This is a genomic window from Microbacterium sediminis (genome assembly GCF_004564075.1).
GTDB classification, from domain to species: Bacteria; Actinomycetota; Actinomycetes; order Actinomycetales; family Microbacteriaceae; genus Microbacterium; species Microbacterium sediminis.
Genome location: NZ_CP038256.1, coordinates 1300555 through 1313857 on the forward strand (window position 1 = coordinate 1300555; position 13303 = coordinate 1313857).

Below are 13303 nucleotides of genomic sequence, written 5' to 3' on the forward strand. Positions count from 1 at the left end.
TGGCCTCATGGCCAACATCGCACTCGAACTCGGCAAGATCTCGTCTCAGCTCGGCGTCAACGCGTCGTACGGCGAGCAGCAGGACGTCGATGGCGAGAAGATCATCCCCGTCGCCGCGACCTGGTCCGGCTTCGGCGGCGGCTCGGACGAGACGGGCAACGGCGGCGGGGGCGGCGGCGGCTTCACGGCTCCCGTCGGGGCGTACGTGCGTCGTGACGGCCAGCTGCGCTTCGAGCCGAACGTCATCGCGCTGCTCGCGGTGGGCATCCCGTTCGTGTGGGTCGCGGGCGGAGCGCTGCGCAAGATCATCCGTGCCCTCAAGAAGTGACGACCCGTTCGGGGCGGCGCTGCAGCGGGCGGTCGACGATGTGGTCGCCGCCGTCGCGGACCTGACCGCACCGCTGCCGCGCGTGCTCATCGACGGGCGCAGCGGATCGGGCAAGACCACGATCGCGGCGCGCCTGCGCGAGCGCTGGCCGCTGCCCGCGGTGCCGAGGGTCATCGCGCTGGAGGACTTCTACCCGGGCTGGGACGGCCTCGCGGAGGCGTCGCGGATGGCGGTCCGGGGCGTGCTCGAACCGCACGCCGCCGGCCGCCTCGGCATGTACCGCCGGTGGGACTGGGCGCGCGATGCACCGGGCGAGAGCCAGTTCGTGCAGCCGACGTGGCCGCTCCTCGTGGAGGGCTGCGGGCTGCTCACCCCCGAATCGCACCCGTACGCCGACCTGTCGATCTGGGTCGACGCCCCCGAGGCCTCGCGCAAGCGGCGCGCGCTGGAGCGCGACGGCGAGGGCTACGCGCCCCACTGGGACCGCTGGGCGGCGCAGGAGGTCGCGCACATCGCCCGGAACCGGCCGCAGCGGCTGGCCGACCTCGTGTTCGAGTTGCCCTAGTCGCCCAGCGAGTCGGCCGCCTGCACGAGGCCGTCGAGGCGATACCCGAGCCAGTCGTACACGCCGAAACGCGGATCCGACGGGTCGTGGTCGTCCTCCGACGCGATCCCCAGGCGATTGGCGATCACCAGGCGCACGGCCGTGAGGGTGCGCAGCCACGCGTCGACCTGATCGCCCGGGATGGCGATGTCGGCCGGCGCGAAGTCGTCGTCGCTGCCGTCGAGCGGCTCGATCCCCTCGAGCGCCCGCTTGACCACCGCCGCGTCGTGCGCGCGCCGGTGCAGCAGGTCGCCGCGCGTGAGGCTGCGGAACTCGCGCGAGGCGTCCGGGTCCTCGGGGTAGGCGTCGGGGGTGAGGCGATCGAGCGCGGGGTCGGGATCGGTCGGCGTGGCGTTCACGAGCTCCGTGAACTGGCCGACCAGGTCGGCGAGGTGCCCGGCCTCGATGCGCGTGAGGGTCAGCATGATCATCCGGTCGCTCATGAGCGTCCTCCTTCGCGCACGGTGGCCCACAGGCCGTAGTCGTGCATCGCCTGCGCGTGCATCTCCATCTGCTCCCTCGCGCCCTCGGCGACGACCGCGTGCCCGTCGTGGTGCACCTGCAGCATCAGCTGCGTGGCCCGCTCCTCGCTGTACCCGAAGTACTCGCGGAAGACGCGCACGACGTAGCTCATGAGGTTGACCGGATCGTTCCACACGACGGTCTGCCACGGTCCGCTCGTGCGCGAGGCGAGGTCGGTCAGCTCGTCGAGTTCGGGTAGCGCGGTGCTCATGCCCAGCCCAGTTCGTGGAGTCGTTCGTCGTCGATGCCGTAGAAGTGCGCGATCTCGTGGACGAGCGTGGTGTGGATCTCGTCCCTCAGCTGTTCCATCGTCTCGCACTGGGCGAGGTGGGGCTCGCGGTAGACGATGATCCGATCGGGCAGCTCGCCCATCCCGTAGCGATCGCGCTCGGTCAGCGCGAGTCCGTCGTAGAGCCCGAGCAGATCGAGGCTGCCGTCCTCGGGGCGATCCTCGACGACGAACACGACATTGTCGAGGCCGTCGATCATCTCGTCGGGGAGGAGGTCGAGCTCGTCGACCACGACGGCCTCGAACTCCTCGGGGGAGAGCTGCATCGTCATGGGGAGTCTGCCCGCTCCGCGAGAGGGGTGACCCTCGATCGCTTGATCGGGTGGCTAACCGGGCTTGAACCGGCGACCTCCTGGACCACAACCAGGCGCTCTACCAACTGAGCTATAGCCACCGTGGCCCCCAGCCGCGAACGGCGCGGGGACAACCGCTCCATTCTGTCACACTTCTGAGCCGAACGACGACACGACCGACGATGCGATCGCGCGCGCGCCGTCGCTCGTGGGCCCCGGCTCCGGCACGAACACCGCGCGGCGGTAGTACTCCAGCTCGCGGATCGACTCGAGGATGTCGGCGAGCGCGCGGTGCCCGCCGTCCTTCGCCGGCGCGTGGATGTAGGCGCGGGGGTACCAGCGCCGCGACAGCTCCTTCACGCTCGACACGTCGACGCTGCGGTAGTGCAGGTACTGGTCGATCTCCGGCATGTACTTCGCCAGGAACATGCGGTCGGTGCCGATCGTGTTGCCGGCCAGCGGGGCCTTGCGCTCCTGCGGCGCGAACCGCTTGATGTACTCGAGCGAGAGGCGCTGCGCCTCCTCGAGCGAGACGCCGCGCTCCAGCTCCTCGTAGAGGCCGCTCGAGCGGTGCATGCGCGTGACGAAGTCGTTCATGTTCGCGAACGCCGCCGCGCTCGGCTTGATCACGACCTGGAACCCGGGATCGAGGATCCGCAGATTGAAGTCGGTGACGACGATCGCGATCTCCACCAGCTCATCGACCGCGAGGTCGAGTCCCGTCATCTCGCAGTCGATCCAGACGAGCCGGTCGTTCTCGGAAGCTCCCACCATGCCACCCACCCTATCGGCGGCCGCCGACGCGCCGGCTGAGCGGGAGAAGGTCCCCCAGGCACGATTCGAACGTGCGACCAACGGATTAGAAAGCCGATGCTCTTCCACTGAGCTACTGGGGGTCACCTTCCAGATTAGCCGGGGGAGCGGGGCGAACGCTGGTGGCGGAGCCGGGGCGTGCGCGCTCGCCTAGGCTGGAGGCATGCAGACCTTCGTGCTCGCCGGTGGATGTTTCTGGTGCCTCGACGCGGCCTACCGCGCGCTGGACGGCGTGGAGAGCGTCGTCTCGGGGTACACGGGCGGCACCGTCGCTCAGCCGTCGTACGAGCTCGTGTGCACCGGCGCGACCGGCCACGCCGAGGCCGTGAAGGTCACGTTCGACGAGACGAAGATCCCGGCCGAGGTGATCCTCGACGCGTTCTTCACCATGCACGACCCGCGGCAGCTGAACCACCAGGGCGCCGACCAGGGCACCCAGTACCGCTCGGCCATGTTCTACGCCGACGACGCGCAGCGCGCGCTGTTCGAGACCGCGCGCGAGCGCGCCACGCAGCTGTGGGACGCCCCGCTGGGAACCGAGGAGGGCACGGTCGTGACGACGATCGAGCCGCTCGCCGAGTTCTACGACGCCGAGGACTACCACCAGGACTTCTTCGCCAAGAACCCGACGCAGGGCTACTGCCTCGCCGTCGCCGTGCCGAAGGTCAACAAGGTCCGCGCCTCGTTCTCGCAGTACATCCGCTGACCGGACGCCCGCTCACAGGCGGGCCCCGCACGCAGTCTGTCCACAGATCGCCGTCACGGCACCCGCGGGCCGTGGTCGCGTCGCCACGCTGGAAGCCGGACCCGCCCGGGTCCGTTCCAGCGAGAGGACAGATCATGAGCGACACCATCACCGTGACCGGCAACATCGCCACTGCGCCGAGCCAGATCACCACTCCCAGCGGCGCGGTGATCACCAAGTTCCGCATCGCGAGCACCCAGCGTCGCCGCGACGCCGCCACGGGGGAGTGGATCGACGGGCACGTCAACTGGTTCACCGTGTGCGCGTATCGCCACCTCGGCGCGAACGCCTTCGCCTCGTTCCGCAAGGGCGAGCGGGTGATCGTGACGGGCCGGCTGCGCATCCGCAAGTGGGAGAACGAGGACCGGCACGGCACCGAGGCCGAGATCGACGCCGACGCCCTCGGCCACGACCTCATGTTCGGCACGAGCGCGTTCGCCCGCGTGGTGCGCGGCGCCGCCGACACGGCCACCGGCGCCGGATCGACCGGGGACGGCGACGCATGGGCGCCGTCGGACCTCCCGGCCGAGGCCACCTCCGAGGCCGACGCGAGCTCCGAGGCCGAGAGCGTGGCCGTGCCGTTCTGAACCCTAGACTCGGCAGGGTGACGATTCGGCGATGGGAACGGCGCGCGGCTGGGGCGCTGGCGATCGTGTCGACGCTCGCGGCACTCGCGGCCTGCGCCCCCGAGCCCGTGGCGCCGACGACGGGACCCACGGCGCCCTCCGCCTCCGCGGCGCCCACGGCGGCGCCCGAGCCCACGCTGGTGCCCGACGGCTCGGCCGCCGACAACCTGCCGCTGTTCACGCGCGTGGTGGCCGACGTGTGGGGCTCGGAGCAGCGCGGAGCGGGCCGGGCATATGTCGACGCGCTCGTGGCCGCCGGCTTCGACAAGGCGGCCATGCAGGTCACCCGCGACGTGTCGACGGTCGGCAACGCGGCGGAGTCGATCCAGTTCTCCGTGCGATGGGGCGAGGAGTGCCTCATCGGCCAGGTCGGTCCCGAGACGGGCGATCCGGTGACGTCGGTCGAGGCGGCGATCGACGGCGTCTGCCTGATCGGCAATACGCGCCCGATCGACTGGTAGGGCCCGATCGGGCCCGCGCGGCGGGGAGCGGCGCCCTAGACTGGAGGGGATATGGCTGAATACATCTACCAGATGGTCCGGGCTCGCAAGCAGGTCGGCGACAAGCTGATCCTCGACGACGTGACCATGTCCTTCCTTCCCGGCGCGAAGATCGGCATGGTCGGCCCGAACGGCGCCGGCAAGTCGACGATCCTGAAGATCATGGCGGGGCTCGACACCCCGTCCAACGGCGACGCGACGCTAAGCCCCGGCTTCTCGGTCGGCATCCTCATGCAGGAGCCCGAGCTCGACGAGTCGAAGACCGTGCTCGAGAACGTGCAGGACGGCGTTCGCGAGATCAAGGACAAGGTCGACCGGTTCAACGAGATCTCGGGCCTCATGGCCGACCCCGATGCCGACTTCGATGCGCTGCTGGCCGAGATGGGCCAGCTGCAGGAGGCGATCGACGCCGCCGACGCGTGGGACCTCGACGCCCAGCTCGAGCAGGCGATGGACGCGCTGCGCACCCCGCCGGGCGACGCGGAGATCAAGAACCTCTCGGGTGGCGAGAAGCGCCGCGTGGCGCTGTGCAAGCTGCTGCTCGAGAAGCCCGACCTGCTGCTGCTCGACGAGCCCACCAACCACCTCGACGCCGAGAGCGTGCTGTGGCTCGAGCAGCACCTGCAGAAGTACGCGGGCGCCGTGATCGCCGTCACCCACGACCGGTACTTCCTCGACCACGTTGCCCAGTGGATCGCCGAGGTCGACCGCGGCCGCCTCTACCCGTACGAGGGCAACTACTCGACCTACCTCGAGAAGAAGGCCGAGCGCCTGGACGTCCAGGGCAAGAAGGACGCGAAGCTCCAGAAGCGCCTCAAGGACGAGCTCGAGTGGGTCCGCTCCAACACGAAGGGCCGCCAGGCCAAGTCGAAGGCGCGTCTGGCCCGCTACGAGGAAATGGCCGCCGAGGCCGAGCGCACGCGCAAGCTCGACTTCGAGGAGATCCAGATCCCCGCGGGTCCGCGCCTCGGCTCGATCGTGATCGAGGCGAAGAACCTCCAGAAGGGCTTCGGCGACCGCACCCTCATCGACGGCCTCAGCTTCAGCCTGCCGCCGAACGGCATCGTCGGCGTGATCGGCCCCAACGGCGTCGGCAAGACCACGCTGTTCAAGACGATCGTGGGTCTCGAGCCGCTCGACGGCGGCGACCTGAAGATCGGCGAGACGGTCAAGATCAGCTACGTCGACCAGACGCGCTCGAACATCGACCCCGAGAAGACCCTCTGGGAGGTCGTCTCGGACGGGCTCGACATCATCACGGTCGGCAAGACCGAGATCCCGTCGCGCGCGTACGTGTCGAAGTTCGGCTTCAAGGGCCCCGACCAGCAGAAGAAGGCCGGCGTGCTCTCCGGTGGTGAGCGCAACCGCCTCAACCTGGCGCTGACGCTCAAGGAGGGCGGCAACCTGCTGCTCCTCGACGAGCCGACCAACGACCTCGACGTGGAGACCCTGCAGTCGCTCGAGAACGCGCTGCTGGAGTTCCCCGGCTGTGCCGTGGTGATCACCCACGACCGGTGGTTCCTCGACCGCGTCGCCACGCACATCCTCGCCTACGAGGGCACCGAGGAGAACCCCGCCAACTGGCACTGGTTCGAGGGCAACTTCGAGGCGTACGAGGAGAACAAGATCGCCCGCCTCGGCCCCGACGCCGCCCGCCCGCACCGCACGACCTACCGCAAGCTCACGCGCGACTGAGCCGACCGGCAGCCGCGGGCTCGAGCCGCAATGGAAGGCGCCCCCTGGATCGGATCCAGGGGGCGCCTTCCGTTGCTCGGGCGTCAGCCGATCACTCGGCGATCAGCGTCTCGAACGCGTCGGGGTTCTCCTCGATCCAGGCGTCCACGGCCTCGGCCTCGGCGCCCTCGCCGTACTCGTTGACGACGAGGTCCTCGAGCGAGGCGTACTGGGCGTCGTCGAGCTGGATGCCCGCGATGAGCTCGGCGGCCTCGGGGAACTCCTCGGCGAAGCCGGAGGTGCCGAGGAAGTGCAGCGCCTCGTTGCCTCCCATGGCGCCCTTGGGGTCCTCGAGGTCCTTCACGTCGTACGAGCCGTAGGCCCAGAAGGGGCGCCACAGCGTGACGGCGATGTCCTCCTCGTTGTCGATCGCGTTGCCGAGCTCGGTGAGCATGGCGGCGGTCGACGAGGTGACGAGCTCGTAGTCGTCGGTCAGCTCGTACTCCGGCATCATGACGTCCTGGGTCTGGGCCGTCAGGCCCGCGCCCGGCTCGATGCCGTAGATCTTGCCGTCGAAGCGGTCGGCGTTGCCCTGCAGGTCCTCGATCGAATTGACGTCGTCCATGTACGACGGCACGGCGATCGTCAGCTGCGCGCCCTCGTAGTAGGCGCCGAGATCCTCGATGTCCTCGCCGTACTCCTCCATGTAGGAGGCGTGGGTGAGCTCGGGCCAGGCCGACGGGTAGATGTCGACGTCGCCCTGCGCGAGCGCGGTGTAGAGCGGTCCCGCCTCGGTGAGCGTCTGCATCTCGACCGTGTAGCCGAGCTTGGTGAGCTGGTCCTCGAGCAGGTAGGCGGTGCTGAGCCCGTCGGTCCACGAGGGGATGTACCCGAGCGTGATCGTGCCGAGGTCGCCCTCGGCGTCGCCGCCGTCGCCGGCGCCGCCGCTGGCGCACGAGGTGAGGGCGAGGGCGCCCACCGCGCCCATCGCGAGGATGCCGGTCAGGTGTCGCTTCTTCATGATGTCCTTTCGTGCCGCGCCGGTCGGCGCGGACTGGGGAGGGGATGAGCAGGTCTGGGGGCCGCACGCGCGGTGCGGCGCGGGGACGGGTGCCGGTCGCACCCGCGGGCGCTCGGTCAGGCGCCGGTCGGAACCGGGGTGCGGCGCGGCGAGGCCTTCTCCCGCGCGATCTCGTCGGCGGTCGTGGTCGCGCGCTGCGTGGCTCGACGCCGGCGCAGCATGCCGAGAAGCGAGCTGCGGTAGTCGGCGGGGTTGCCGAGCGCGGCGGTGACGCGATCGAGGAACACGGCGAGGAAGACCACGCCCAGGCCGTTCTCGACGCCCTTGGCGATGTTGATCGTGGAGATCGCCTCGACGACGTTCTTCCCGAGCCCGTCCGCACCGGCGATGCCCGCGATGACGGCCATCGACAGCGCGAGCATGATCACCTGGTTGACGCCCGCCATGATGGTGGGCACCGCCAGCGGCAGCTGCACGCCGCGCAGGATCTGGCCGGGCGTCGCGCCGAACGCGTGGGCCGCCTCGACCGTCTCGGCGTCCACGCCGCGGATGCCCAGCTCGGTCATGCGCACGCCCGGGGGCAGCGCGAAGATCATGGTGGCGATGACGCCGGGGACGACGCCGATGCTGAAGAACACGATCGCCGGGATGAGGTAGACGTACGCCGGCATCGTCTGCATGAAGTCGAGGACCGGCTTGACGACGGCGCGGACGGTGGCGTTCCGGGCCGACCAGATGCCCACGGGGATCGAGATCACCACGGCCACGAGGGCCGCGATGAGCACGAGCGCGAGCGTCTGCATCGCGGGTTCCCACACGTCCATCGCGGCGATGAGCGTGAAGGTCACGAGCGTTCCCACGCCCATCTGCCACGAGCGCACGAGCCAGCTGAGCAGGGCCGCGACGAGCACGGTGAGGACGAAGGGCGTGGCGACGAGCGCGTCGGTCAGGGTGTCGACCAGCCAGCGCACGACGAGCGAGATCAGATCGAGCAGCCACTCGAGGTTGTCGGTGATCCAGTCGACGCCGGACTCGATCCAATCGCCCAGGGGGATGCGGAAGCCCTCCATCAGCGCACCTCCTTCAGGTCGGCGGCCGCGACTTCGGCCTCGGCGAGCACCTGGTCGATGACCGTGGTGGGCACGGGCTGCTGCGGCAGCGTGATCTCCTCGGTGGCGCCCGGGCCGGGCCCGAGCGCGGCGAGCAGGGTGACGCGGGGGATGACACCGAGCAGGCGCCCCGCCTCGTTCGTGACGGCGATCGGCAGCTTCGACTCGACGGCGGGCACGAACAGGTCCATGAGCACGGCGTTCTCGTCGACGGTCACGGCGTCGCGCTTCACGATGCCGGCGATCGACGTCTCGCCGCGGCGGACGAGCTTGATGGCATCGCGGTCCTCGATCGTGCCGAGCAGACGGCGATCGCGGTCCACCACGTAGGCGGCGGCCGAGTACGCGTCGCGCATCGTGCGCAGCGCGGTGCGGGGGCCGGCCGACTCGGCGACGACCGGGCGCGGACGCTCCATCACGGCCGAGGCCGTGAGCACGCGGGCGCGGTCGACGTCCTGCACGAACTGCTCCACGTAGTCGTTGGCGGGGTCCGTGAGGATGTCCTCGGGCGTGCCGATCTGGACGATCCGGCCATCGCGCATGACCGCGATGCGGTCGCCCAGGTACATCGCCTCGTTGAGGTCGTGGGTGATGAACACGATCGTCTTGCCGAGCGTGGCCTGCAGCTCGAGCAGCTGATCCTGCATCTCGCGGCGGATGAGCGGATCGAGGGCGCTGAAGGCCTCGTCCATGAGCAGGATCTCGGTGTCGGCGGCGAGGGCGCGGGCGATGCCGACGCGCTGCTGCATGCCGCCCGACAGCTGGGAGGGCAGCTTGTCGCCCCAGCCGGACAGGCCGACGAGCTCGAGGATCTCCGTGGCCTTCGCCACGCGCTCGGCACGCGAGACGCCGCGCAGTTCGAGGGGGTAGGCGACGTTGTCGATGACCGTGCGGTGGGGCAGCAGCGCAAAGTGCTGGAACACCATCGACACGCGGTCGCGGCGCAGCTCGCGCAGCCGTGCCGGTGCCACGCCGGTGAGCTCGTCGTCGCCGAGCGTGATCCGCCCGGCCGTGGCATCGTGAAGCCCGTTGAGCATGCGGATCAGCGTGGACTTGCCGGAGCCGGACAGGCCCATCACCACGAAGATCTCGCCGCGGCGCACCTCGAACGACGCGTCGATCACGGCGGCGGTGGTGCCGGGGCCGAGCCGGTCGCGGGCGGTCCCGGAGCGCAGGCGCTCGACGGCTTCCTGGGGTCGGCGGCCGAAGACCTTGAACAGTCCTTCGGCGCGCAGGGCGATATCGCTGTCGGTCAACGTTCTCCTCTGCCGGCTGCGCAGGGGCCGGTGATCGGTAACGGTCCGGGCAGACGAAGGCCGAAGCAAGCTCCGGCGCGCCACGGTCGTCTCGGGTGTGACGGTGGTGGATCGTCGGCCATACGCCCGTCGCGACGGCGACGTTCGCGGGCCTGGATGGGCAGGGAGCCATGAGGGTTCCCAGTGGTCGAGCAGGCTGTACGCACAGCCCGACCGGCGCCTCGACAGCTTACCGATCTGACAGGGAATGTCCACTCAGCCCCGACGCGCCGAGGTACCTAGGGCACCTGTGCGCCGCACGGAATCTGCGTGATCCCGCGGTTCTCAGGCGCATTCGCGGCGTTATGCAACCGTTACCCGCGTGCTGCGAGAGGATGGACGCATGACCCGCCTGCACGTACCCGTCCACCTCCGCTGGGGCGACATGGACGCGTTCAACCACGTCAACAACGCCACCCTCGTGAAGATCCTCGAGGAGGCGCGCATCCGCGCCTTCTGGAAGCACGAGGATCCCGCGCAGCGCGTGGACACCGCCGTGTTCGATCAGGACATGCGCGTGGGCGAGGAGGGGCCGTACTTCACGCTCATCGCGAAGCAGGGGATCGAGTACCTCGCTCCGATCCCGTACCAGCAGGCGCCGCTCGACATCCGGCTGTGGTTCACCCGCTTCGGCGGCTCGTCCGCCGAGATCGCGTACGAGGTCTGGGGCGGGCCGGACGACGCGACGCTGTTCGGCCGCGCCACCACCGTGATCGTGCTCGTCTCGCAGGAGTCGGGCGGGCCGGTGCGCATGCCCGAGGCGCTGCGCGCGGCGTGGGGCCCGTACCTGGAGGAGCCCGTGGACCAGGCGGTGGCGCGCTGAGGATCGTCACACGGCGCCGCCCCTCCCGGATCTGCGAGAGACTGGAGGGGTGACTTCCCCGAGCTCCGCCACGCGCATCGGCGCCGCCGTGCGCGAGGACTTCCCGTACTTCGCCGCGCACCCCGACGCCGTCTACCTCGACTCCGGGGCGACCTCGCAGCGCCCGGCCGAGGTGATCGACGGCGAGGCGGAGTTCGCCCGCCGCGACTACGCGGCCGTGCACCGCGGCTCGAGTATGGCCACGGGTGAGGCGACCGCCGCGTTCGAGGACGCCCGCGAACGCGTGGCGGGCTTCGTCGGCGCGGGCGAGCGGGAGCTCGTCTGGACCGCGGGCGCCACCGACGCCCTCAACATGATCGCCCTCGGCATGTCGGACGCCTCGGCCGGGCTCGGCGACGACCGGTTCGCGCTCGGCGAGGGCGACGAGATCCTCGTCACCGAGGCCGAGCACCACGCCAACCTCATCCCGTGGCAGCGGCTCGCCCGCCGCACGGGCGCGTCGCTGCGCTACGTGCCCGTCGACGACGCCGGCCTGTGGACGATCGACGATCTCCGCGCGGCGCTGACCCCCCGTACCCGCGTCGTGGCATTCCCGCACATCTCCAACGTCACCGGCCAGATCGCGCCCGTGGCGGACGTGGCCGAGGCCGCGCGCGCGGTCGGCGCGCTGACCGTGCTCGACGCGTGCCAGTCCGTGCCGCACCTGCCGATCGACCTGACCGGCCTCGGCGTGGACTTCGCCGCGTTCTCGGCGCACAAGATGCTCGGTCCCACGGGCATCGGCGCGCTGTACGGCCGCGCCGAGCTGCTCGACGCGCTCCCGCCGGCGCGCACCGGCGGGTCGATGATCACGACCGTCACCATGGACGGCGCCGAGTTCCTGCCCGCCCCGCATCGGTTCGAGGCCGGCACGCAGCCCGTGTCCCAGGCCGTGGGGTTCGGCCTCGCGGCGGAGTACCTGTCGCGGCTGGGCATGGAGCACGTCGCGGCGCACGAGGCCGAGATGGCCGGGCTGCTCGTCGACGCCGTGCAGTCCGTGCCGGGCGTGCGGCTCGTCGGCCCCGCCGCGGGTCGGCCGCGCGGGGCGCTCGTGAGCGTGATCGTCGACGGCGTGCACGCGCACGACGTGGGGCAGTTCCTCGACGACCGGGGCATCACCGTGCGCACCGGTCACCACTGCGCGCAGCCGCTGCACCGGCGGCTCGGCGTCTCGGCAACCACCCGCGCGAGCGCCTCGGTGTACACGACGCCCGATGACGTGGCGCGTTTCCAGGACGCACTCGGCGAAGTGCGCGGATTCTTCGGAGCGGACCGATGAGCGATCTCGAAGGCCTGTACCGCGAGCTGATCATGGATCACTCGCGCGACCCCTACGGCAAGGGCGACCCCACGGGGCTCGCGCACACCCACCACGAGCTGAACCCCTCGTGCGGCGACGAGATCACGCTCGGCGTCACGCTCGATGACGCGGGCGCGATCGACACCCTCGCGTGGGACGGCCAGGGCTGCAGCATCTCGATGGCCTCCGCGTCGGTGATGTCGGAGCTCCTCGAGCACGCGGACCGCGAGACCGCCTTCGCCCGGATCGGCGAGTTCCGCGAGATGCTGCGCTCGCGCGGCGCCGTGGAGCCCACGGAGGCCCTCGGCGACGCCGCGGCCTTCCAGGGGGTGGCGAAGTACGTCATGCGCATCAAGTGCGCGATGCTCGGCTGGGTCGCGCTCGAGGCCTGCCTCAAGGAGTCCCAGGCGGCCTGAGCGCCGTCAGCGCCTCACGAGGCGCCCGGCACGCGCGCCATGAACTCCTGGGCGACGCTCGCCACGAGCGCGCCGTCGCGGCGGTACAGGCGCCCGAGCGCCAGCCCGCGGCCGCCCTGCGCGCTCGGCGACTCCTGCACATACAGCAGCCACTCGTCGGCCCGCGCGGGCCGGTGCCACCAGATCGCGTGATCGAGGCTCGCCGTCTTCATGCCGGGCGTGCTCCACGGCACGCCGGCCGCGCGCAGCACCGTGTCCTGGATCGTGAAATCGCTGAGGTACGCGAGCGCCGCGCGGTGCCGCATCGGGTCGTCGCCGAGCGGGCCGCGGACGCGCGTCCACACGGCCTGCCGCGGCGACGGCTCGTCCACCGCGAGCCAGATGTCGCTCGTCGTGTGGCGCACCTCGATCGGGTTCAGGCGCAGCAGCCGGCGCGACAGCGGGTCTGCGGGGGTCTCGGCCGGGTCGGGGAGATCCTCGGGTGACGGCACGTCGGGCATGGGCAGCTGGTGTTCGAACCCCGGGTCGTCGTCCTGGAACGACGCGATGGCCGAGAAGATCGGCACGCCGTCCTGATACGCCTGGATCCCGCGGCGGGCGAACGAGCGGCCGTCGTGGATCCGCGAGACGGCGAACGTGATCGGCTTGGTCACGTCGCCGGGACGCAGGAAGTAGCCGTGCAGCGAATGCGGGTGACGGTCCTCGCCGAGGGTGCGCGCCGCGGCCACCACGGACTGCCCGAGCACCTGCCCGCCGAAGACCCGGCCGCCCGGCATGGGGTGCGAGGCGCCGACGAAGATGTCGGCCGAGGTGCGCGCACCGGATTCCTGCAGATCGAGGACGCCGAGGAGCAACGAGAGGGGATCGGAGGGCAGCTCGCTGGTCACGAGAAAGTAGTCTAGGTCG

At 70.7% G+C, this 13303-nt stretch carries 17 protein-coding genes and 2 tRNA genes; 9 read left to right on the plus strand and 10 right to left on the minus strand.

The annotated features are described in order from the left end of the window. The first annotated feature begins 7 nt into the window (after positions 1 to 7). Both E3O41_RS06140 and E3O41_RS06145 read left to right on the plus strand, forming a co-directional pair. Complete coding sequence (locus tag E3O41_RS06140; RefSeq protein ID WP_067022984.1) at positions 8 to 328, plus strand: hypothetical protein; 321 nt, start codon at positions 8 to 10, stop codon at positions 326 to 328. Beyond that, a complete protein-coding gene (locus tag E3O41_RS06145; RefSeq protein ID WP_067022987.1) occupies positions 312 to 893 on the plus strand; it encodes a nucleoside/nucleotide kinase family protein in 582 nt (193 codons plus the stop codon). Before E3O41_RS06140 ends, E3O41_RS06145 begins: the two co-directional genes overlap by 17 nt. Here E3O41_RS06145 and E3O41_RS06150 read toward each other — a convergent pair. The 6 genes from E3O41_RS06150 to E3O41_RS06175 all read right to left on the minus strand — a co-directional run bounded on the left by E3O41_RS06150 (position 890) and on the right by E3O41_RS06175 (position 2932). Further along, positions 890 to 1375: a DUF2017 family protein gene (locus tag E3O41_RS06150; protein ID WP_067022990.1), complete on the minus strand. Its 486-nt coding sequence runs from the start codon at positions 1373 to 1375 to the stop codon at positions 890 to 892. The two genes, E3O41_RS06145 and E3O41_RS06150, sit on opposite strands and share 4 nt — an antisense overlap. Beyond that, complete coding sequence (gene clpS / locus E3O41_RS06155) at positions 1372 to 1665, minus strand: ATP-dependent Clp protease adapter ClpS (protein WP_067022993.1); 294 nt, start codon at positions 1663 to 1665, stop codon at positions 1372 to 1374. The genes E3O41_RS06150 and clpS overlap by 4 nt, the downstream gene beginning before the upstream one ends. After that, positions 1662 to 2009 carry a metallopeptidase family protein gene (locus tag E3O41_RS06160; RefSeq protein ID WP_067024196.1) on the minus strand — a complete coding sequence of 116 codons (348 nt, stop codon included), beginning with the start codon at positions 2007 to 2009 and terminating at the stop codon, positions 1662 to 1664. The genes clpS and E3O41_RS06160 overlap by 4 nt, the downstream gene beginning before the upstream one ends. A 55-nt stretch (positions 2010 to 2064) precedes the next feature. Continuing rightward, positions 2065 to 2137: transfer RNA gene (locus tag E3O41_RS06165), tRNA-His, on the minus strand. Positions 2138 to 2183: 46 nt separating this feature from the next. Next, the gene (gene orn / locus E3O41_RS06170) at positions 2184 to 2810 is read right to left on the minus strand and encodes an oligoribonuclease (RefSeq protein ID WP_067022996.1); all 627 of its coding nucleotides are present in this window, start codon (positions 2808 to 2810) and stop codon (positions 2184 to 2186) included. Positions 2811 to 2860: 50 nt separating this feature from the next. Beyond that, a tRNA-Arg gene (locus E3O41_RS06175) sits at positions 2861 to 2932 on the minus strand. A gap of 80 nt (positions 2933 to 3012) precedes the next feature. Here E3O41_RS06175 and msrA point away from each other — a divergent pair. The 4 genes from msrA (at position 3013) to ettA (ending at position 6415) form a co-directional block, all read left to right on the plus strand. Beyond that, complete coding sequence (gene msrA / locus E3O41_RS06180) at positions 3013 to 3555, plus strand: peptide-methionine (S)-S-oxide reductase MsrA (protein WP_067022999.1); 543 nt, start codon at positions 3013 to 3015, stop codon at positions 3553 to 3555. A gap of 134 nt (positions 3556 to 3689) precedes the next feature. Then, positions 3690 to 4181: a single-stranded DNA-binding protein gene (locus tag E3O41_RS06185; protein WP_067023002.1), complete on the plus strand. Its 492-nt coding sequence runs from the start codon at positions 3690 to 3692 to the stop codon at positions 4179 to 4181. Between the two features lie 17 nt (positions 4182 to 4198). Then, positions 4199 to 4681, plus strand: coding sequence for a DUF6993 domain-containing protein (locus E3O41_RS06190; RefSeq protein ID WP_099566252.1), 483 nt, complete (start codon positions 4199 to 4201; stop codon positions 4679 to 4681). 51 nt (positions 4682 to 4732) lie between these two features. Further along, on the plus strand, positions 4733 to 6415 hold the full coding sequence (gene ettA / locus E3O41_RS06195) for an energy-dependent translational throttle protein EttA (protein ID WP_067023006.1): 1683 nt from the start codon (positions 4733 to 4735) through the stop codon (positions 6413 to 6415). Between the two features lie 91 nt (positions 6416 to 6506). Here the strand turns inward: ettA and E3O41_RS06200 are convergent, their stop codons facing one another. The 3 genes from E3O41_RS06200 to E3O41_RS06210 all read right to left on the minus strand — a co-directional run bounded on the left by E3O41_RS06200 (position 6507) and on the right by E3O41_RS06210 (position 9780). After that, a complete protein-coding gene (locus E3O41_RS06200) occupies positions 6507 to 7415 on the minus strand; it encodes a glycine betaine ABC transporter substrate-binding protein (protein ID WP_135012172.1) in 909 nt (302 codons plus the stop codon). 116 nt (positions 7416 to 7531) lie between these two features. After that, positions 7532 to 8485, minus strand: coding sequence for an ABC transporter permease (locus tag E3O41_RS06205; protein ID WP_067023011.1), 954 nt, complete (start codon positions 8483 to 8485; stop codon positions 7532 to 7534). Beyond that, entirely contained in the window at positions 8485 to 9780 is a 1296-nt protein-coding gene (locus E3O41_RS06210; protein WP_083990791.1) for a quaternary amine ABC transporter ATP-binding protein, read from the minus strand. The genes E3O41_RS06205 and E3O41_RS06210 overlap by 1 nt, the downstream gene beginning before the upstream one ends. A gap of 382 nt (positions 9781 to 10162) precedes the next feature. Here E3O41_RS06210 and E3O41_RS06215 point away from each other — a divergent pair, with 382 nt between their 5' ends. From E3O41_RS06215 to sufU, 3 genes are read left to right on the plus strand one after another with little or no spacing between them, the layout of a single operon-like run. Continuing rightward, the gene (locus E3O41_RS06215; protein WP_067023014.1) at positions 10163 to 10642 is read left to right on the plus strand and encodes an acyl-CoA thioesterase; all 480 of its coding nucleotides are present in this window, start codon (positions 10163 to 10165) and stop codon (positions 10640 to 10642) included. Positions 10643 to 10691: 49 nt separating this feature from the next. Then, entirely contained in the window at positions 10692 to 11960 is a 1269-nt protein-coding gene (locus tag E3O41_RS06220) for an aminotransferase class V-fold PLP-dependent enzyme (protein ID WP_067023017.1), read from the plus strand. After that, positions 11957 to 12397 carry a Fe-S cluster assembly sulfur transfer protein SufU gene (gene sufU / locus E3O41_RS06225; RefSeq protein ID WP_067023020.1) on the plus strand — a complete coding sequence of 147 codons (441 nt, stop codon included), beginning with the start codon at positions 11957 to 11959 and terminating at the stop codon, positions 12395 to 12397. Before E3O41_RS06220 ends, sufU begins: the two co-directional genes overlap by 4 nt. Positions 12398 to 12411: 14 nt before the next feature. Here sufU and E3O41_RS06230 read toward each other — a convergent pair whose 3' ends face one another. Then, positions 12412 to 13284, minus strand: a complete 873-nt coding sequence (locus E3O41_RS06230; RefSeq protein ID WP_067023024.1) for an acyl-CoA thioesterase — start codon at positions 13282 to 13284, stop codon at positions 12412 to 12414. Positions 13285 to 13303: the final 19 nt, after the last annotated feature.